This window comes from Kitasatospora sp. Ki12 (assembly GCF_054601375.1).
Genome location: NZ_BAAIHT010000002.1, coordinates 689943 through 709198, shown reverse-complemented (window position 1 = coordinate 709198; position 19256 = coordinate 689943). Strand labels below are relative to the sequence as shown.

The following is a 19256-nucleotide window of genomic DNA, read 5'->3' as shown; positions in this document are numbered from 1 at the left end:
CGGTCGTGCGGCGTCCGACGGGTCAGCCGCCCGGGTGCGGGTCCTGGCCGGGGTGGCCGAGGATCGGGTCGGGCAGGTGACGCCAACCGTCCTGCCCGAGGGAGAGCTCGCCGTCGTCGAGCAGGGCCGCGTCGAGCAGGCGGCGCAGCCGCTGACGGTCGAGCGCTCCGCCGATGAAGACGAGCTCGTTGCGGCGCTCGCCGTAGTAGCCGTCCCAGTGCCAGGCGGCGAGCGTACGGCGTGCGGGTGAGGCCGAGGACCAGTCCCCGGCCGAGCGCCAGGTGACCACGGCGCCGGGCCGGCTGGCCAGCCACAGGTGCCCCCGGCTGCGGGTGATCGCGCGCAGGACGGCCGGCAGCGGCCGGGAGAGCGTTCGTCCGGAGGCGGGGCCGCCGGCCGACGTGATCCGGTACGGGCCCGCCGGCTGCTGCGGCGGGCCCCCGTCCGGTCAGTGGCAGTGGCGGTCGGTCAGCGGTTCACCGCCCGCATCCCGTCCTCGTCGTAGCGCTCGCCCGCGACCTCGGGCAACTCGGCGTCGATGCGGGCCAGGTCCTCGTCGGTCAGCTCGACGTCGACCGCGCCCGCGTTCTGCTCCAGGTAGGTGCGGCGCTTGGTGCCGGGGATGGGCACGAGGTGCTCGCCGCGGGCCAGTACCCAGGCGATCGCCAGCTGGGCCGGGGTGACGTCCTTCTCGGCGGCGATCTGCTTGACCTTGTCCGCGAGCCGGAGGTTGGCCGCGAGATTGGCCTCGGTGAAGCGCGGGTTGGTGCGGCGGAAGTCGTCCTTGTCGAGTTCGTCCGGGGAGCTGAAGCGGCCGGCGAGGAAGCCGCGGCCGAGCGGGGAGTACGGCACGAAGCCGATCCCGAGCTCCCGGCAGGTGGGGAGCACCTCGGCTTCCACGTCGCGGGTCCAGAGCGAGTACTCGCTCTGGACGGCGGTGACCGGGTGGACGGCGTCGGCCCGGCGGATGGTCTCCGCGCTCGCCTCGCTCAGGCCGATGTAGCGGACCTTGCCCTCGGCGACCAGTTCGCCGAGCGCGCCGACGGTCTCCTCGATGGGCACGGTCGGGTCGACCCGGTGCTGGTAGTACAGGTCGATGCGGTCGGTGCGGAGCCGGGCGAGCGAGCCGTGGACGGAGGCGCGCACGTGCTCGGCCGAGCCGTCCTGGCGGCCCACCGTCGACATGTCGCCCGGAACGGCGTCGTCCATGCGGTAGTTGAACTTGGTGGCGATCACGTACTCGTCACGGTGCCCCTGGACGGCCTCGCCGACCAGGGACTCGTTGGTGAGCGGTCCGTAGACCTGCGCCGTGTCGAGGAAGGTGATGCCGAGGTCCAGGGCGCGGCGGATGGTCGCGACGCCCTCGTCCTGGTCGGCCGTGCCGTAGAAGGCGGACATCCCCATGCAGCCGAGGCCGATGGCCGACACCTGGAGGTCCCGCAGACTGCGCTGGTGCATGTGGCGTGCCAGCCCCTCGTCTCGTTGCGGCCCAGGATCGCCGAACCGTCCTCGCCGGGCTGGTTCAGTGCGACCGTGAGCGCGCTGTTCCTGTTCGCCGAGTGCCTGCGTCACGGCGAGACCGATCCCCTTGCCGGCCCCGGTCAGGACCCCTCGATCGCGGCCTTGATCCGGCGGCCGAAGTCGGGCGCGTCCTTGCGAGCCGCGTGAAGCGCCGGGCCGACCAGGACCCTGCCGAGTCCGTGGCCGTCGAGCGTGTTGAAGATCCGGACGCGGGTACGGCCGTCCGGCAGGGCTTCCAGATCGTAGCCGCCCTCGGCGGTGATCAGGTTCTTGCTCTCCTCGCTCCAGCGGACCGTGCGCGGAGCCTCCAGGCCGGTGATGCGGAACTGGCGGGAGGTCTTCATCCCGGCGTCCTTCACGGTGCTGCGGAAGACCGTCCCGACGGCAGTCGGGCCGTCCGGAGTCTTCGCGATCTCCAGGACCCGGGGACTGAACTCGGGGTCGTGGCGACCGTCGGCGAGATAGGCGAAGACCTCCTCCACAGGACGGTCCACCTCTGTACTCGTCTCGAACAGTCCCGACATGTCGGCTCCTCGCTGTGTACCGGCAAGCGCCTCACTGCCAGGATTCCAGAGAGTCCTGGCCCGCGCCTCCCGGCCGCGGGGGGTACGGCGCCGGTCACCCTGGGTCGCGACGCCGGTTTCGTCGTCGCACCGGCGGCACTCGCGTGCCTCCCGCTCGGCTCGCTCGCCGGTCGAGCATGGGGCGGGGGCTGCTGTCCTCGCGCGCGTCAGTCCGGCAGCCAGTGCAGCTCGTGCGCCAGGGTTCTGGCGACGGCGCGGATGCGGCGGTGCAGTGGCGACTGCTCGCGTGGGAGGACCAGGTGGATCGTCAGGCTGGGCGCGCCCCGCAGCGGTCGCCAGGTGAGACCGGCCGGTTGTGCCGTGGCCGCGGCTTCTCCGGCCGGGGCGAGGGTGACTCCGTCGCGCAGGTCGCGCTGGGACATGTCGAAGGAGACCGGGAGCGTGTGGAATCGGGGGTGCGGTCGGGTGTCCCGGAACACCGCGGACAGCTGATCGTGGATCACGGGGTTGGCCGCACGGTCCGGGAGGCGCAGCGGATACGCGGCCGCGTCGGCGATCTCGATCTCCGGGTGTCCGGCCAGCGGATGGTGCTGCGCCAGCTGGACCCCGATGCGCGCACGCCGCAGCAGGAACCGGCGCACGTCACGGCCCGGTTGTTCGCCGCGGGTGATCCCGGCATCGATGCGGCCGTCGGCGACCGCGGGGGAGATCTCCGGTGTCGCCATCGGGACCGCGCTGACCTCGAGTCCGCTGGTGCCGCGAATCAGCCTGTCCACCAGGGCCGGTGCGGTCTCGGCTCCGGCGCTGAGGCTGTATCCGATGCGCAGCGTGCCCAGTGCACCGGCCGCCGCGCTCCGGGCGGTGTCCCATGCCCGGTCCAGCGCCGCCAGCGCGGGCGGCGCGGACTCCGCCAAAGCCGCACCGGCCGTGGTCAGTTCGACGCTACGGGTGTCGCGGACCAGCAGGGGCGTACCGAGTTCCGCCTCTAACCGGCGCATCCGGGCGCTGAGCGCGGGCTGTGCGATACCGATCCGTGCGGCCGCGCGGGTGAAGTTCAACTCCCGTGCCAGCACCAGGAAGTACCGCAGGCTCACCGTATCCGGCGCCACGTGCTTCTCCCTGCCGATTGATAACGATCCGTTCTGACTCTATCCCGTACCTGTCTTTCCCCCGACCGCACATCGAGCCCTAGCCTGCACATGCCGGGATCGATCGATCCGAGCGTCAATTCGGCGTCGGACGTGTCCGGCCCACCACAGGAGGTTTTCCATGGCCAAGGGCTACTGGGTCAGTGTCTACCCCGCAGATTCCGGCCCTGAGAGGCTGGCTGCCTACGACGAGCTGGCCCGTTCGGCTGTCCGGGCCGCGGGCGGGCGGCTCCTGTCCCGTGGCAGTCGAGTCGTCGCCCACGAGGCCGGAATCACGCAACGCGTCGTTCTGGTCGAGTTCGACAGCTTTGAACAGGCCGTCGCGGCATACGAGAGCGAGGCGTACCAGAAGGCGCTGGTGGCCCTCCCCGACGGCTTCGAGCGCGACTTCCGCATCACCGAGGGCATCGACTGACCGGCGGGCGTCGAGCTCAACGGCCGCTCACGCAGAACGCTCGGCCGGGAAACCCCAGCCGAGCGCCTGCACAGGCAACTCGGGGCCGGATCAAACCGACCACGTGGTGCGACCAGCCCTGGAAACCGCTAGAAGCCGCCGGGACCGGTCAGAAGAACACCCCGCACCGCAGCAGCACGTTCGCGTACGGCCGGGCTTCCCCGGTGCGCACCACCAGGCGGGCGCCCGCGCTCAGTTCCTTCAGGGTTTCGTGCGGCACGTACGCCAGTTCGGCGAAGGAGTCGGTCAGCAGCCGGTCCGCGGCGGGGTTCGCCTCCCGTACCTCCTGTGCGGCGATGGCCCCCTCGATCACCAACTCGTCGAGGAGCCCGACCAGTACGGACTCGAACGACGGAATCCCCGCCCGGAAGGCGAGGTCGACCACCCGGGGCCCGTCCGGGATCGGCATCCCCGCGTCACATACGAGCACCCGGTCTCCGTGCCCCAACTCGGCCAGGGCTCCGGTGAGATGGCGATTCAGAATCCCGCCCTTCCTCACAGCGCCTCGACCTCCTCGGCGGTGGGGAACGACTCCTGGGCTCCCCGCCGCGTCACGGCGACGGCGCCCACCCGGGCGGCGTAGGCGGCGGCCTCCGCGAGCGAGGCGCCGGCGCCCAACTTCCAGGCCAGTGCGGCCGTGAAGGAGTCACCGGCACCCGTCGTGTCGACGGCGTCGACCTTCACCGACGCGACCCGGACGACCTCCTCCTCGGCTTCCTCGGCGGACGCGACCAGCGCGCCCTCCGAACCGAGCGTCACCACGACCGACTTGGGCCCGCTCGCGAGCAACGTCCGTACCCATGCGGCGGGATCGTCGCCGATGGTCTCGCCGCCCAGGATCACCCGGGCCTCGTGCTCGTTGACGATCAGCGGGTCGCAGGCCGCCAGGACCTCGGCCGGCAGCGCCTGCGGGGGAGAGGGGTTCAGCACGAACCGCGTGCCGGACGGCAGTTGCCGCACGACCTCGACGACGGACTCCAAGGGGATCTCCAACTGCGCCGAGACCACCCGCGAGGCGTGGAACAGGGGCCCGGCGGCCCGGACGTCCTCCGGCGTGAGCCGCCCGTTCGCGCCGGGTGACACCACGATGCTGTTGTCCCCCGACGGGTCGACGGTGATCAGCGCGACGCCGGTCGGGGCCCCGCCCACCAGGACGCCTGCCGTGTCGACCCCCGCGTTCCGCTGCGACTCCAGCAGCAGCCGGCCGTTCGCGTCGTCCCCGACCCGCGCGAGCAGCGCCGTGCTCGCCCCGAGCCGCGCGGCGGCGACCGCCTGGTTGGCCCCCTTGCCGCCGGGGTGGACGGCGAGGTCCGACCCGAGCACCGTCTCCCCGGCGCCGGGCCTGCGCTCGACACCGATCACGAGATCGACGTTGGCCGACCCGACGACCAACACGTCGTAGTCGTACATGAAACTCCCCAATCAGAAAATCCGAAACAGGGCAGCCGGAGCGCCGCTTCAGCGGGCACTCCGGCCACCCATTCCCCGTGTCAGCCGCTGAACCCGGCCACGGTCTCCTTCGTGACCACCTTCACCGGCACCTTGACGGTCTCCTCGACCTTCTCACCCTTGATCGCCTTGACCGCGTTGTCCACGGCGATCTTCCCGAGCTGCGACGGCTGCTGGGCCACGGACGCGTACAGCGTCCCCTGCTCGACCGCCGTGAGCCCGTCCGGGGTTCCGTCGAAGCCGACGACCTGCACGGACTCGCCGGCCTTGGACCCGAGGGCCTTCACCGCGCCGAGCGCCATCTCGTCGTTCGCGGCGATGACGCCCTGGACGTCCGGGTGCGCCTGGAGCAGGTTCGACATGACGTCGAGCCCCTTGGTCCGGTCGAAGTCGGCCGGCTGCTGCGCGACGACCTCGATCCCCGGGTACGCCTGGAGTCCCTTGGCGAAGCCCTCGGCCCGCTCGCGCGCGGCGGAGGTACCGGCCAGCCCCTGGAGGATCACGATCTTCCCGCTGCCGCCGAGCTTGTCGGCGATGGCCTTGGCCGCCTGCTCACCGCCGGCGACGTTGTCGGAGGCGACCAGCGCGTTCACGTCGGCCTTGTTGACGCCGCGGTCGACGGCGATGACCGGGATCTTCGCCTTGCCCGCGGCCGCCACGGGGTTGCTCGCCGCGTCGGAGTCCACCGGGTTGACGACGATCGCCCCGAGCCCCGAACTGGTGAAGTTCTGCAGCTGGTTGGCCTGCTGCGAGGCGTCGTTCTGCGCGTCGGTGACCGTCAGGTCGACCCCGAGCTTCTTCGCCTCGGCCTGCGCACCCGACCGGATCTGGACGAAGAACGGGTTGTTGAGCGTGGAGAGCGAGAGGCCGATCTTCTGGGTGCCGGACTTCGGGTCGTTGTGCAGGAAGGACGTCGCACCGACGATTGCGACCGCGACGACGGCCGCGAGCCCGTACGTGGCGAACTGCTTGCCCTTTCCGCCGCCGGGTGACCCGATCGGCGTGGGAGCGGCCCCGGCCTTGCGCCGCACGGTGTCGAGCAGCACCGCGAGTGCGATGACCACACCGATGACGACCTGCTGCCAGAACGCGGAGACGTTCAGCAGGTTCAGCCCGTTGCGCAGCACCGCGAGGATGAGCGCGCCGATCAGCGTCCCCGAGGCCTTGCCGGTGCCCCCGGCGAGGGAGGCGCCGCCGATGACGACGGAGGCGATGGCGTCCAGCTCGTACCCGGTGGCGGCCTGCGGCTGCGCGGAGGAGAGCCGGGAGGCCAGGACGACACCGGCGACCGCGGCGAACACACCGGACAGCGCGTAGATCGCCAGCTTCTGCCTGGGCACCCGCAGACCCGAGAGCCGGGCCGCCTCCTCGTTGCCGCCGATGGCGTACATCGAGCGGCCGATGTACGTACGGCCGAGGACGAACGCCGCGATGAGGCCCATGGCCACCATGACGAGCACCGGCACCGGCAGCCACCCGCCGAGCGTGTCACCCAGGTGGGAGATCGAGGCCGGGAACGCGATCGGCGATCCGTCCGAGATCACCAGCGCCAGACCGCGCCCCACCGACAGCATCGCGAGCGTCGCGATGAACGGCGGCAGCTTGCCGTACGAGATCAGGAAGCCGTTCACCAGGCCGGCGGCCACACCCGTCGCCAGCGCCAGCAGCACCGCGAGGACCACCGGCACCCCGTGCGCCGTGGCGCTCCACGCCAGCACGGTCGCCGACAGCGCGGCCACCGAGCCGACGGACAGGTCGATGCCCGCCGAGACGATCACGAAGGTGACGCCGAAGGCGAGGACGGCGGTCACGGCCGCCTGGACGCCGACGTTGAGCAGGTTGTCGGTGGTGAGGAAGTCGCCCGACAGCGCCGACATGGCGATGACGAGGGCGATCAGCGCGGTCAGCGCGCCGTTGTCGAGCAGCAGACGGCGCAACGCCGCGGCGCCACCGGCGCCCGTACCGCTCTTGAGCGTTTCAGCGGCCACGGGGGGCCTCCAGTTCGGTAGTGGGAATGCTCACGGCCAGCGACATGACCGCGTCCTGCGTGGCCTCGTCCGCGGACAACTCGCCCGCGATCCGGCCCTGGGCCATCACCAGCACCCGGTCGCTCATGCCGAGCACCTCGGGCAGATCGCTGGAGATCATGAGTACGGCGGCCCCGGCCGCCGTCAGTTCGTTGATGAGCTGGTAGATCTCGACCTTGGCGCCGACGTCGATGCCGCGGGTGGGCTCGTCGAGGATCAGCACCTTGGTGTCGGCCAGGAGCCACTTGCCGATGACGACCTTCTGCTGGTTGCCACCGGACAGCGTGCGCACCTGCTGGCCGAGGCCGGCCATCCGTACGCCGAGTTGCCCGGCGATCCGCGCGGCGGCGTCGCGCTGGCCCCTGAGGTCGACGATTCCGGCCTTGGTGGCGGACTTGAGCGTGACGAGTCCGAGGTTCTCCTCGACCGACTGGTCGAGCACGAGCCCCTGACCCTTGCGGTCCTCGGGCACCAGCCCGATGCCCGCGGTCATGGCGGCGCCGATGTCGTGCCGCTTCAGGGAAGTCCCGGAGACGCGGACCGTACCGCGGTCGTACGGGTCGGCCCCGAAGACGGCCCGGACCACCTCGGTACGACCCGCCCCGACCAGCCCCGCGACGCCGACGACCTCGCCGGCCCGCACCTCGAAGCTGACGTCGTGGAAGACACCGTCCCGGGACAGTCCCTCCACGGACAGCAGCGCGTCGCCCGCGGCAGCCCGCTCGCGCGGGTACTGCTGGTCGATGGACCGGCCCACCATCAGCCGGACGAGCTCCTCCTCCGGCGTGGAGGCGGGCACCTGGCCGACCGACCTGCCGTCCCGGATGACCGTGACCCGGTCCCCGAGGGCGGCGATCTCCTCCAGGTGGTGCGTGATGAAGACGATCCCGACGCCGTCCTCGCGCAGCTTGCGCACGATCACGAAGAGCTTCTCGACCTCCTCGGAGGTCAGCACGGCCGTCGGCTCGTCCATGATCAGAACCCGGGTGTCCAGGCTCAGCGCCTTCGCGATCTCTACCATCTGCAGGCGCGCGATGCCCAGTTCGCGCACCCGCGCGCGGGGCGACACGCTGAGGCCGACGCGCTCCAGCAGCTCCGAGGCGTCCGCCTCCATCCGCTTCCGGTCGATCATCCCGAACCGGCGCGGCTGGCGCCCCAGGAAGATGTTCTCGGCGACCGTCAGGTCGGGGACGAGGTTGAACTCCTGGTAGATGGTGGCGATCCCGAGCCGCTCGGAGTCCTGCGCACCATGGATGCGGACCTCCTCACCACCGACCAGGATGCGGCCCTCGTCGGGGGAGTGGGCACCGGAGAGCGTCTTGATCAGGGTGCTCTTCCCCGCGCCGTTCTCACCGAGCAGCACATGGACCTCGCCCCGCCGCAGGTCGAAGTCGACGCCGTCCAGCGCGACCACCCCGGGGAAGGACTTCCGTATGCCCTCGATGCGCAGCAACTCGTCCGGGTCGCTCACGACTGGCTCCTGTTCGTTACGGGGTTCTCGTTCGTCGAGGGGGTCTCGCTCGTCGCCGGGGTCTCGTTCGTCGCGGGGGGCTCGCCGCACGAGCGGCGGACGACGAGACGGGCGGGGAGCGTCACGGATCGCGGCGCCCGCCCCTCGATGCGGTCCACGAGCGCGCGCACGGCGGCCCGGCCCAGCTCGCCCGTGGGCTGGGCGATCGCGGTGATCGGCGGGTCCGTGTGCACGAACCAGCGGATGTCGTCGAACGCGGCGAGCGCGATGTCGTCCGGCACCCGCAGACCACGGGCGCGAACGGCGTCCAGGGCTCCCAGCGCCATCAGGTTGTCCGCCGCGAACACGACCTGCGGGGGCTCGGCGAGGTCGAGGAACCGCTCGGTCGCCCGCCGGCCGCTGTCGGCCTGGAAGTCGCCTTGGCCGATGTACTGGTCCGGCAGGTCGAGGCCGTACTCCTCCAGCGCCTCGCGGAACGCCTCCACACGCTCCTGCCCGGTCGTGGTGGCCGCCGGCCCGGCGATGATCGCCAGCCGCCGGTGCCCCAGCCGGTGCAGGTGCGCGACGAGGTCCCGTACGGCACTCCGCCCGTCCGCCCGCACCACCGGCACGTCGACGCCGGGGATCCACCGGTCCACGAACACCATCGGCGTCCCGGCCCGGGCGGCGTCCAGCATGAGCGGCGACCCGCCGTCGGTGGGGGAGACCAGCAGCCCGTCGATCCGGCGGTCCAGCAGCGTCCGTACGTGGTGGTCCTGCAGTTCCGGCCGCTCGTCGGCGTTCCCGATGATCACGCTGTACCCCAGCGCCCGCGCCTCTTCCTCCACGGAGCGTGCGAGCTCGGTGAAGTACGGATTCAGCACGTCGCTGATCACGAGGCCCAGGGTGTGGGTCTGATCGGTGCGCAGCGACCGCGCCACGGCGTTGGGCCGGTACCTGAGCGACGCGACGGCGGCCAGCACCCGCGCCCGCGCGTCCTCGCTCACCGAAGGGTGCTCATTCAGGACACGCGAGACAGTGGCGACGGACACACCTGCCTCCGCGGCGACGTCCTTGATGCTCGTCACAGCCGCCCCACCTCCTCGTGGAATCGATTACATCGACGTGTGAACACGATTGGAATCGATTACATGCCCGCACGGCAAGACCCGAGCCGATGGCTGAAACCTGATCGTGATGAACCCCGCGCCGATGGACTAGCCGTCACCGTGCGTGACGGTCCGGCCGGTCCCGTTCCGGCGTGCGCGGGGGAGCCGGACCCGCTGGTCGGCCGACCGCTGCGGGAACCGGGCACGCACAAGGCCAGCCCCAGGCCTCTGGCCTGGGGCTTCGCCTGTCATCTGCCGGCGTCCGCCTTGACGCCGTGGACCGGTCTAACAGGTGGCAGGAGGGGGCTCCGGGGCGGAAGCGCATGCCGCCTCCTGGGCCGCCATGACCTCGTCGCCGTGCTCGAAGGCCCATGCGCCCAGGGCGTCGATGGGCGCCAGCAGGGTCCGGCCCAGAGCGGTGAGCCGGTACTCGACCCGTGATGGTGCGCCAGGGTGTGCCTGCCGATCGACCAGCCCGTTGGACTGCAGCCGGCGCAGGGTCTCGGTGAGGACCTTGGAGCTGATGCCCCCGATCCGCTCCCGTAGTTCGGCGGGGCGCCTGGGGCCGTCGCGCAGCGCCCAGAGCACCACGGCGTTCCAGGTGTTGGAGAGCAGGTCGAAGGCGAGGCGGGCGCGGCAGTCGGCGAGGAAGGCGTCGGTCGTCACGTACCACATGGTGCCCGACGGGCCTTCTAGCGTCGGTGTGAACGGTCGAAGCAGGCACGGAGAGAGGATGCATGATGAGAATCGGTGTACTGGGTACGGGCAACATGGCCGACGCCCTCGCCACCCACTGGGTGCGGGCCGGGCACGAGGTGATCATCGGGGGACGGGACCCGCACAGGGCAGAGCTGCTCGCGACGCGCACGGGCGGCGCGAAGCATGCCGGTCTGCGAGCGGCGGCCGAGTCCGCTCAGGAGGTGGTGTTGGCCGCGCTGCCCTTCGGGGCGGGAGTGGAGGTGGTACGGGACCTTCGCGCGGCCCTGGAGGGCAAGGTGCTGCTCGACTGCTCCAACCCGGTCGGGCAGGGCTTCCGGCTGCTGACGGAGGGAGGCCCCTCGGCCGCGCTGCAGCTGGCCGCGGCGGCGCCGGGAGCCCACGTGGTCAAGGCCTTCAACCTCTGCCACGAGGACGTGTGGCGCATGCGGCCGCCCGTCTTCGACGGGCGGCCACTGGCTGTTCCGGTGTGCGGGGACGACGGGACGGCCCTCGCGCGCGTGCGTGAGCTGGTGCGGGACGTGGGGTGCGAACCCGTGGCCGGCGGCGGACTCGACCGTGCGGCTCTCCTGGAGGCGACGGCCGCGCTGTTCATCGGCCTGTGGGTCGGTGAGGGAGTGGACGCCCAGGCCATCGCACCTCCGCTGGCGTACGCGGCCGGACCGGGCCACCAGGACGCGGAAGGCAGCACGGGGGCATTCCCCGCCTGAATTCGAGGACTCCGCATGCCTTTCCGCCGGACCCTGTCGTTCGAGGCCCGGCGGAAGGGTGTGCGTCGGGGGAACGCTCCGGCGTTCGCCCCCTGTACGCGGACGGAGTGCACCGTCGGGTCGCGCGTCGTGCGGCTACCCGCGAAGTACGGGGCTAGATGCTCGATCCGCCGCCGGAGGTGTTGTTCCACCAGGCGCTGTAGGCGTTCAGTGAGTAGCGCTTCTGAGTGCCGCTGGTCGAGGTGATCTCGATGCCGAACTGCATCGTGTCGAAGTTGGTGTTGCGCAGGAGGTGCTGCGACGCGGCCCATCGCCAGACCGCCGAGGCGTCGATGGTGCCGGTGTTGCTCTGCTGGGCGGGGATGAGCTGCAGGACGTTCCAGCCGGGATCGGCCTGCCAGACCGACGCGTACAGGATGCCGCCGATGGTCACGTTGGACGCGATCTGCCTTCCCCAGCCGCCTGCCGTCCCGGACCAGCTGGTGAAGACCATGATCTCGTCCTGGCTGCCGGTCGACCAGAAGTCGCTCGTCCAGTTCCACCAGTCACCGCCGGCGACGGGCGCCGACGACGTGTTGTACCAGAAGCCCGCAGAGTTCAACTGCGACAGCGGCGTCTGGGGTCGGACCGAGGTGTTCGGGTAGGACTTGACCCCGCCGCCGGAGTGGTCGGCGTCGACGTACCAGGACTTGATGCTGTTGACGGTCTGGCACTGCCAACCGGCGTTCTGGCCCCAGATGTTGTTGTAGATCGTCCAACTGCCCTGGGTGTACTGACCCCCCTTGTCGCAGGTGGAGTCCACCTGGGCCTGCGCCGGAACCGTGAGGCTCAGGAACCCGGCGATCACGGCGGTGACCAGGGCCAGCCGGCCGAACCCGGCCGACCTTCCGCTGATGGATTTACGGGTGTGCCATCTCATGTGTCCCTCCAAGGACGGCGATGGGTGGTACCGGACCCCGGTCTGGTGGCGGGATCCGGCGCGGCGAGGTGTCGCTACGAGGTCTCGCTGGCCGGCGAGTTCGGGCTCGGGACGGCGCGGCTCGGCCCCGTCCGAGGTGGCGCGCTCAGGAACTGCGGGAACGGTGCTCGGTCCCCTCTGCTCGCAAGCACCGGGCTCGCCGGACCCAGGTGCGAAGCGTCGAAGCCCTTGCGTCTGGGGACAGTAGTAATGATCGGACCTCTGCGCGGCAAGACTCTGTGCGGGAGGGCACATTTCTTTCACCTGCCGAGTGTCGAACCGCCCTCGAAGAACCGTCGAATCGCTTTCGAACGGCACCGGCCGCGCCCGCCACCTGGCCTTCGCGGCACCGCTATCGGCCCTGGTGGATGTGGCGGAAGGTGCCGGGGCGGGTGCCGATGTGACGGGTGAGGAGATTCCCGAAGCCGGTGGGGAAAGATCGGACGGCGGGCGGCGATCGTCACCGGCTCATCCGCGTGCGTCGGCAACCGCGGTACCGACGCGCCGGACGAAGGCGCCTCGCGCACGCCGCCGTCCGACCGCCTCCGAGCGGAGCGGAGCGGGAGCGCCCGGGGTGGGGGCGGCCTTGTCGGCGCTGCCGTCGAAAGCATTGACACGCCAATTGTGAGCGTTAACACTCTTGTAACCAGGCGGGCGCCCCACCAAGATCCCCGGGTGACGACGCACGCCCACGCGAAGGACTGCGGCTTCACCGTCGGCAGCCGCTCCGGCGGCGGGACCGGCGTCCGGAGGTCCACCGGCCACGTCGGACTCGGCACGCTGTAGCGCCCTGCCCGCGCGGTAGCCGGTCGGAGCCGAACAGCCTTTGTGTGCGGACCCCTTGGCCGCTGCACGCCCCGTTCTCTCCTTCTTACGTACCGTGGAGTTCGCCATGCCGGCTCACCCCTTCAGCCGCCGTGTCATGTTCAAGGCGACCGGCGTCGCGGCCGTGGCCGCAGCCGCCGGCCCTGCACTCGGTCCCGTCTCCGCCGCGGCGGAGACGGGACCGGCCAGGCCCGACGTCGGAGTGTCGACGGTCCCGTTCGAGCTGGGCCAGGTCCGGCTCACCAGCAGCCGGTGGCTCGACAACCAGAACCGCACCCTGGCGTACCTCCGCTTCGTCGACGTCGACCGCCTGCTGTACAACTTCCGCGCCAACCACCGGCTCTCCACCAACGCCGCTGCCACGAACGGGGGTTGGGACGACCCGGGATTCCCCTTCCGCACCCACGTGCAGGGCCACTTCCTCACGGCGTGGGCCCAGGCCGCCGCCGCGCTCGGGGACACCGTCTGCCGCGACAAGGCCAACCGGATGGTGGCCGAACTCGCCAAGTGCCAGGCCAACAACGCCGCCGCGGGCTTCTCGGCCGGCTACCTGTCGGGCTTCCCCGAGTCCGACTTCGCCAGCCTCGAAGCGGGCAGGCTGAGCAACGGCAACGTCCCGTACTACTGCGTCCACAAGACCATGGCCGGACTGCTCGACGTGTGGCGCCTCCTGGGCAGCACCCAGGCCCGCGACGTGCTCCTCGCACTCGCCGGCTGGGTCGACCGCCGCACCGCCGCGCTCAGTTACGGCACGATGCAGTCGATGCTGGGCACCGAGTTCGGCGGCATGAACGAGGTGCTGGCCGATCTCTACCAACAGAGCGGCGACGCACGCTGGCTGACCACCGCTCAGCGGTTCGACCACGCCGCGGTCTTCGACCCGCTCGCCGCCAACCTGGACCAGCTCAACGGCTTGCACGCCAACACGCAGGTGCCCAAGTGGATCGGAGCCGTCCGCGAGTACAAGGCCACCGGGACGACCCGCTACCGCGACATCGCCGCCAACGCCTGGGCGATCACCACCGGCTCGCACACCTACGCCATCGGCGGCAACAGCCAGGCGGAGCACTTCCGGCCCGCGAACGCCATCTCCGGCTACCTCACCGACGACACCTGCGAGCTCTGCAACTCCTACAACATGCTCAAGCTCACCCGGGAACTGTGGCAGCTGAGCCCGGACCGGGCCTCGTACTTCGACTTCTACGAGAAGGCACTGCTCAACCACGTCGTCGGCGCCCAGAACCCGGCCGACCCGCACGGCCACATCACGTACTTCACCTCCCTCAACCCGGGCAGCCGCCGGGGCAAGGGCCCGGCCTGGGGCGGCGGCACCTGGAGCACCGACTACGGCACGTTCTGGTGCTGCCAGGGAACGGGCATCGAGTCCAACACCAAGCTAATGGACTCCATCTACTTCCACGACGGCACCACCCTCACGGTGAACCTGTTCCTCCCGTCCGTCCTGGACTGGACCGAGCGGGGCATCACGGTCACCCAGACCACCGCGTACCCGGCCGAGGACACCACGACGCTCAAGGTCACCGGCAGCGCCGGCGGGACATGGTCCATGCGCGTCCGCATCCCCGGGTGGACCTCGGGTGCCAGCGTCAGCGTCAACGGCGTCGCGCAGAGCGTCGCGACCACCCCGGGCACGTACGCCACCCTCACCCGGTCCTGGGCCTCCGGCGACACCGTCACCGTGAAGCTCCCCATGCGGGTGGCCCTCCAGGCCGCCAACGACAGCCCCGGTGTCGCGGCGATCACCTACGGCCCCGCCGTCCTGGCCGGCAACTACGGCAGCACCACGCTGTCCGCCCTCCCGGCCCTGGACGCCAGCACGATCACCCGGACCAGCAGCACCGCCCTCGCCTTCACGGCCACCGCCAACGGGGCGACGGTCGGCCTCGGACCGTTCCACGACGCCCAGGGCTTCAACTACACCGTCTACTGGCGGACCGACGGCGCGAGCTTCCGGCTGGTCAACGCGGCCAGCGGGCTCGTCCTCGGCATCCAGAACATGTCCACCGCCGACGGCGGCCTCGCCCTGCAGTGGGCCGACACCGGCACCGCCGACCACAACTGGGCCCTCGTCGTCGACGGCACCGCACTGCGGCTGCGCAACCTCAACAGCGGCAAGGTCCTCGGCGTGAAGGACATGTCCACCGCCGACAACGCCCCGATCCTCCAGTGGGCCGACTCGGGCACCGCCGACCACCGGTGGACCGTCGTCGACGCCGGCAACGGCTACCACAAGCTCCAGAACGTCCACACCGGCAAGCTGCTCGGCATCGCCGGCGGCTCCACCGCCCAGGGCACCGCGGCGGTACAACTGCCCGACAGCGGTGCCGCCGCCGGCCAGTGGCAGTTCGCCCCCGTCGGCGCCAGGCGGATCCAGAACGTCGCCAGCGGACTCGTCCTCGGCGTCCAGAACATGTCCACCGCCGACGGCGGCCTCGCCCTCCAGTGGGACGACAACGGCACCGCCGACCACCTCTGGACGGCCGCCCTCGACACCGGCGGCTACCTGCGCCTGCGCAACTCCAACAGCGGCAAGGTCCTCGCCACGGAGAACGGCGGCACCGCCAACGGCACCCGGATCGTCCAGTGGGCCGACAACGGCGCCGCCGACCACCGGTGGCGCCTGCGCCACGGCGGTGGCGACACCTTCAGGATCCAGTGCGCCAACGGCGGCCGCGTCCTCGGCATCTCCGGCGCCTCCACCACCGCGGGGGCGCAGGCCGTGCTCTGGGACGACAACGGCACCAGCGACCACCTGTGGCGGTTCATCTGATCCGGCGCCGGGCCCCGCGGCCGCCGCAGGGCGACCGCGGCGGCCCGGGGCGGGGGCAGGTCCTGGGGCCCGTCTTCAAACCCCCGCCCGCCCTGGCGGGCGGACGACGGGGGTTCGAAGACGGGCCCTAGGATCTGCGCTTATGGCAACACGACTTGTGCAGATCAACATGAAGGCCCAGGACGACTCCGCGCTCGGCCGGTTCTGGGCGGAGGCACTCGGCTGGGGGGTCGACAGCGAGGGGCCCGGTGTGACCAACCTCGAACCCGTGGGCTTCGCCTACCCCGACCCGGTGGCCGTCTGCATCGACATCGTCGCCCGCCCGGAACCCAAGACGGTGAAGAACCGGGTGCACGTCGACCTGGCCACCACCTCGACCGCCCATCAGGCGGAGTTGGTCGCGCGCCTGAAGGATCTCGGCGCGACGCTCGCCGACGTGGGTCAGGGCGACGTCCCCTGGACGGTCATGGCCGACCCGGAGGGCAACGAGTTCTGCGTCCTGGAGCCCCGCCCGATCCACCAGGACACCGGGCCGATCGCCGCGGTGGTGGTCGACTGCACCGACCCGCGAGCGATGGCCGAGTTCTGGGACGAGGCGATGGACTGGACGCTGCACGAGGTCACCGACGACCACGCGACCATGCGCTCCGCCCAAGGCGTCGGCCCCTACCTGCAGTTCCGCCGGACCCCCGACACCAAGACCGGGTGGAACCGCGTCCACCTCGACGTCCGCCCCTACTCCGGTGACGACGTGGCAGCGGAGGCGGCCCGACTGCGCGCCCTGGGCGCCACCGACCCTGATTTCGACCGGTCCGCGATCTCCTGGACGATTCTGACCGACCCGGAAGGCAACGAGTTCTGCCTCCTCAGCCCCGGCTGACCCTGAGCAACGGCTTCGCCCGGCTCCGGGCCGGCGGCGCGGACGAGGTGGCGTCAGCGCATGCCGCCGGCGGCGCGGATGGCGTCCTGGGTGATCCGGCGCGCGTCAGCGGACGCAAGACGGGCGGCCCCGGACAGCCCGCCTCGGCCCCGGAACTCGCTGACCTGCGGTCGGCCGCCCTTGTGGCGCCCGGCCGCAGGTGGCCGATGGCTGGGGAGATCCCATCGAGCAGCTGCGGGATGACTCCCGACCAAGGGGTGGCCGTCTCCACAGAGCGCGTTGCCAACACCGCAGGCACCGGCGACGATCGGGCTCGGCTGCTCGATGGCTCCTCGCGCATGACCCGGCTCGCCCACTGGACTCACCGCCCGCCGACACGACGGCGTGCACCCACGGCCAGTGGACGGCGGGCGGGCCTGCGAGAACGGGAACCGAACCCGGCTTCATGATCGTCTCCGGGGCCGGTACGAACGGACGACCGAGTGGGGGACGGCCATGGCGAGGACGGCGGGCGTAGTGCTCTGCCTACTGGCGGCGGGTGTGGTGTGGCTGCTCGGCATGATGTCCGGCTTCGAGACCCGGCCGACCCGGGCCTGTGTCACCGAGCTCTACGGGTGGGACCCGGTGGCGTACCGGGAACCAGAGCACAAGGACATCCGGATCGAGGAGTCGCTCTTCCCGCCCTCGCACGTCTGCCGGTGGCCGGACGGCCGTTCCGTCGATCTGGTGCCCTGGTGGAACGCCCCGGTCCTGTTCGGCGCGCTGGGTGGCGCAGTCGCGCTGCCGGCGCACCCGCTGCTCCGGCGCATGGTCGCCCGGCGGCGGGGCCACAACGCTCCGTCGCGGGCCGTCCACACCGAGGGTTGAGCCGACAGGTCGGCGACCGGCAGCGGTTGCCTGCCGCCAGCTACAGCGCACCACCCCGGACTGGCGAACAACCACGCCGAGCCCGGTGTAACCACACGCCGGCCATTGCACCCCCCCATGAAGCGGTGTGTCTTTCCCCGGTTGCCTACCCGATGAGGGCCTCGGTGATCTGACGGGTGGTCTGCGCGGCGACCCGGGGGTTGACGGCGGCGTAGTGGGTGTAGGCGTTGAGGGCCGTGGCAAGCGCCCAGCCGCGGCCTCGGGTCCAGGTGGCGTCGTCCACGCCGAGCGCGGTGCGGAAAGCGGCGCGGCTCCCGGCCGACATCAGGGTGAAGGCGATCATCAGGTCGCAGGCAGGGTCGCCGATGCCGAGCCCGCCGAAGTCGATGACCGCGCTGAGGCGGCCGTCGACGGTCAGCAGGTTGCCGGTGTGGAAGTCGCCGTGGAACCAGAGCGGAGGACCATCCCATCCGGGGGTGCTGATCGCCGCGTCCCACAACTCGGTCATGGCCGCGCCGTCGAACACGCCGTCGACCTCGGCGATGGCGGCCCGCGTCGCCCGATCCCGTGCGACCAGCGGCCGGACGGTCAGATCCTCGCGAGCGCCCCGAGCCGGGATCCCCTCGGGCTCGAACCGCTGAAGGGCCTCCAGGAACCCCGCCAGTTCGACGGCGGCCTCGGACGAATCGGCCAGTGCCTCGACGGTCGCCACCTCGCCGTCCAGCCAGCGGGACACCGCCCACGGCCACGGATAGCCGAAGTCGGGTTCCCCCAACCCCACCGGTACCGGTACTGCCAGGGGCAGGTGCGGGGCGAGCCGGGGCAGCCACTCGGACTCCTTCCTGGCCTGCCCGATGGCGCCGCTGTGGCGGGGCAGGCGGACGGACAACTCCTCGCCCAACCGGTAGATCACATGGTCCGATCCGGCCGGATCGAGCAGTGCCAGGGGCAGACCGGCCCACTGCGGGAACTGCGAATCGACCATGCGCCTGACCAGTACGGCGTCGATCGCAGGGCGGGTGACCGCGATTCTCTCGGTCGCCAAGAACAACTCCTCGAGTCGGCCCGCCCCACGCGGCGAGCAGTTGAGGCCATCACAGTGCGTCACAGGATGGCCTGTCGGTGTCCGGGACGGCCTGTGTGGCCCTCCTCCGGTCAGGGCTCGACCGGGACGGCCGTCGTGTCCGCCGAGGCGGTGGGGTGCCCGGTCTCAATCGCCTCCGCCGGGACCTCGAAGACGATGACGAGCCCGTCACGTTCGTTTCCCTGCTCGCCGACGCGCGTGAATCCGAAGCCCGCGACGGTGGCCAGGGAAGCGGTGTTGTCGGCACTGACCCTGGCCCGTACGGTCCTGACACCGGGCTCGGCGGCGGCCCTGACGAGCAGCGCCCGCAGCATGGCGCGGGCGTAGCCCTGGCGGCGGTACCCGGGCACCACGGTGAAGCCGACCTCGACCATGCCGTCCTCGTCCGGCGGGCCGTGGAACCCGGCGTCGCCGACCACGGCCCCGTCCGGTTCGGACACCGCGGCTCGCGTGATCCAGGGCGCGGCCGACGGGTCCCCGGCGAGCTGGTCGGCGCGGTAGCCGAAGATCCAGCGGGCCCGGTCGCCGACGAAGTGCGGGTCGAGGGCCACGCCCGCCTCGGCGCTGCCGCCGGCGAGGTCACCGTCGGCGAGCGCCCGCAGCGCCTTCGCACTGAGCTCGACGAAACGGACGCGCTTGGGGTTGGTGGGGTGAGGTTCGCTGTTCATCGCGGAGATGCTCGCCGAGCGGCAGGAAGACTGTCCACCCCTTTACCGCCCCGCCGGGCACCGCGATCGTCTCG

Annotated in this window: 18 protein-coding genes; 5 read left to right on the top strand and 13 right to left on the bottom strand. The window is 71.3% G+C overall.

Annotated features, from left to right (window positions below):
• Positions 1-22: 22 nt before the first annotated feature.
• The 4 genes from ACYP53_RS20695 to ACYP53_RS20680 form a co-directional block, all read right to left on the bottom strand.
• On the bottom strand, positions 23-337 hold the full coding sequence (locus ACYP53_RS20695) for a GTP-binding protein (protein WP_459649800.1): 315 nt from the start codon (positions 335-337) through the stop codon (positions 23-25).
• A gap of 131 nt (positions 338-468) precedes the next feature.
• On the bottom strand, positions 469-1458 hold the full coding sequence (locus tag ACYP53_RS20690; protein WP_189914402.1) for an aldo/keto reductase: 990 nt from the start codon (positions 1456-1458) through the stop codon (positions 469-471).
• A 143-nt stretch (positions 1459-1601) separates the two neighbouring features.
• Positions 1602-2045, bottom strand: a complete 444-nt coding sequence (locus ACYP53_RS20685) for an SRPBCC family protein (RefSeq protein ID WP_459648444.1) — start codon at positions 2043-2045, stop codon at positions 1602-1604.
• Between the two features lie 206 nt (positions 2046-2251).
• A complete protein-coding gene (locus ACYP53_RS20680; RefSeq protein ID WP_459648443.1) occupies positions 2252-3154 on the bottom strand; it encodes a LysR family transcriptional regulator in 903 nt (300 codons plus the stop codon).
• A gap of 160 nt (positions 3155-3314) precedes the next feature.
• Here ACYP53_RS20680 and ACYP53_RS20675 point away from each other — a divergent pair, with 160 nt between their 5' ends.
• Positions 3315-3608: a DUF1330 domain-containing protein gene (locus tag ACYP53_RS20675; protein WP_189914399.1), complete on the top strand. Its 294-nt coding sequence runs from the start codon at positions 3315-3317 to the stop codon at positions 3606-3608.
• 148 nt (positions 3609-3756) lie between these two features.
• On the opposite strand, the gene rbsD is transcribed toward ACYP53_RS20675, so the two are convergent.
• The 6 genes from rbsD to ACYP53_RS20645 form a co-directional block, all read right to left on the bottom strand.
• Positions 3757-4146, bottom strand: a complete 390-nt coding sequence (rbsD, locus tag ACYP53_RS20670) for a D-ribose pyranase (RefSeq protein WP_459648442.1) — start codon at positions 4144-4146, stop codon at positions 3757-3759.
• Positions 4143-5057, bottom strand: a complete 915-nt coding sequence (locus ACYP53_RS20665; RefSeq protein ID WP_459648441.1) for a ribokinase — start codon at positions 5055-5057, stop codon at positions 4143-4145. The genes rbsD and ACYP53_RS20665 overlap by 4 nt, the downstream gene beginning before the upstream one ends.
• A gap of 80 nt (positions 5058-5137) precedes the next feature.
• The gene (locus ACYP53_RS20660) at positions 5138-7084 is read right to left on the bottom strand and encodes an ABC transporter permease/substrate-binding protein (RefSeq protein ID WP_459648440.1); all 1947 of its coding nucleotides are present in this window, start codon (positions 7082-7084) and stop codon (positions 5138-5140) included.
• Positions 7074-8594 carry a sugar ABC transporter ATP-binding protein gene (locus ACYP53_RS20655; protein ID WP_189914395.1) on the bottom strand — a complete coding sequence of 507 codons (1521 nt, stop codon included), beginning with the start codon at positions 8592-8594 and terminating at the stop codon, positions 7074-7076. Before ACYP53_RS20655 ends, ACYP53_RS20660 begins: the two co-directional genes overlap by 11 nt.
• Positions 8591-9661 (bottom strand): LacI family DNA-binding transcriptional regulator, encoded by a 1071-nt coding sequence (locus ACYP53_RS20650; protein WP_459648439.1) that lies wholly within the window; start codon positions 9659-9661, stop codon positions 8591-8593. The genes ACYP53_RS20655 and ACYP53_RS20650 overlap by 4 nt, the downstream gene beginning before the upstream one ends.
• Before the next feature lie 306 nt (positions 9662-9967).
• Entirely contained in the window at positions 9968-10348 is a 381-nt protein-coding gene (locus ACYP53_RS20645) for a winged helix-turn-helix transcriptional regulator (protein WP_189914393.1), read from the bottom strand.
• 74 nt (positions 10349-10422) lie between these two features.
• Here ACYP53_RS20645 and ACYP53_RS20640 point away from each other — a divergent pair, with 74 nt between their 5' ends.
• Positions 10423-11109 (top strand): NADPH-dependent F420 reductase, encoded by a 687-nt coding sequence (locus ACYP53_RS20640; RefSeq protein WP_459649799.1) that lies wholly within the window; start codon positions 10423-10425, stop codon positions 11107-11109.
• A 154-nt stretch (positions 11110-11263) separates the two neighbouring features.
• Here ACYP53_RS20640 and ACYP53_RS20635 read toward each other — a convergent pair whose 3' ends face one another.
• The gene (locus ACYP53_RS20635) at positions 11264-12028 is read right to left on the bottom strand and encodes a glycoside hydrolase family 12 protein (protein ID WP_459648438.1); all 765 of its coding nucleotides are present in this window, start codon (positions 12026-12028) and stop codon (positions 11264-11266) included.
• 931 nt (positions 12029-12959) lie between these two features.
• On the opposite strand from ACYP53_RS20635, the gene ACYP53_RS20630 reads away from it, so the two are divergent.
• The 3 genes from ACYP53_RS20630 to ACYP53_RS20620 all read left to right on the top strand — a co-directional run bounded on the left by ACYP53_RS20630 (position 12960) and on the right by ACYP53_RS20620 (position 17430).
• The gene (locus ACYP53_RS20630; protein WP_459648437.1) at positions 12960-15683 is read left to right on the top strand and encodes a beta-L-arabinofuranosidase domain-containing protein; all 2724 of its coding nucleotides are present in this window, start codon (positions 12960-12962) and stop codon (positions 15681-15683) included.
• A 142-nt stretch (positions 15684-15825) separates the two neighbouring features.
• Positions 15826-16563, top strand: a complete 738-nt coding sequence (locus tag ACYP53_RS20625; RefSeq protein ID WP_459648436.1) for a VOC family protein — start codon at positions 15826-15828, stop codon at positions 16561-16563.
• A gap of 495 nt (positions 16564-17058) precedes the next feature.
• Complete coding sequence (locus ACYP53_RS20620) at positions 17059-17430, top strand: hypothetical protein (RefSeq protein WP_459648435.1); 372 nt, start codon at positions 17059-17061, stop codon at positions 17428-17430.
• Between the two features lie 145 nt (positions 17431-17575).
• Here the strand turns inward: ACYP53_RS20620 and ACYP53_RS20615 are convergent, their stop codons facing one another.
• Complete coding sequence (locus tag ACYP53_RS20615; RefSeq protein WP_459648434.1) at positions 17576-18475, bottom strand: aminoglycoside phosphotransferase family protein; 900 nt, start codon at positions 18473-18475, stop codon at positions 17576-17578.
• A gap of 110 nt (positions 18476-18585) precedes the next feature.
• Positions 18586-19182 (bottom strand): GNAT family N-acetyltransferase, encoded by a 597-nt coding sequence (locus tag ACYP53_RS20610; protein ID WP_189914387.1) that lies wholly within the window; start codon positions 19180-19182, stop codon positions 18586-18588.
• Between the last annotated feature and the right edge of the window lie 74 nt (positions 19183-19256).

Coding starts and splice junctions, on each gene's coding strand:
- ACYP53_RS20690 (WP_189914402.1), bottom strand. CDS start 1,458: ATGCACCAGCGCAGTCTGCGGGACCTCCAGGTGTCGGCCATCGGCCTC.
- ACYP53_RS20685 (WP_459648444.1), bottom strand. CDS start 2,045: ATGTCGGGACTGTTCGAGACGAGTACAGAGGTGGACCGTCCTGTGGAG.
- ACYP53_RS20675 (WP_189914399.1), top strand. CDS start 3,315: ATGGCCAAGGGCTACTGGGTCAGTGTCTACCCCGCAGATTCCGGCCCT.
- ACYP53_RS20665 (WP_459648441.1), bottom strand. CDS start 5,057: ATGTACGACTACGACGTGTTGGTCGTCGGGTCGGCCAACGTCGATCTC.
- ACYP53_RS20640 (WP_459649799.1), top strand. CDS start 10,423: ATGAGAATCGGTGTACTGGGTACGGGCAACATGGCCGACGCCCTCGCC.
- ACYP53_RS20635 (WP_459648438.1), bottom strand. CDS start 12,028: ATGAGATGGCACACCCGTAAATCCATCAGCGGAAGGTCGGCCGGGTTC.
- ACYP53_RS20630 (WP_459648437.1), top strand. CDS start 12,960: ATGCCGGCTCACCCCTTCAGCCGCCGTGTCATGTTCAAGGCGACCGGC.
- ACYP53_RS20625 (WP_459648436.1), top strand. CDS start 15,826: ATGGCAACACGACTTGTGCAGATCAACATGAAGGCCCAGGACGACTCC.
- ACYP53_RS20620 (WP_459648435.1), top strand. CDS start 17,059: ATGGCGAGGACGGCGGGCGTAGTGCTCTGCCTACTGGCGGCGGGTGTG.
- ACYP53_RS20610 (WP_189914387.1), bottom strand. CDS start 19,182: ATGAACAGCGAACCTCACCCCACCAACCCCAAGCGCGTCCGTTTCGTC.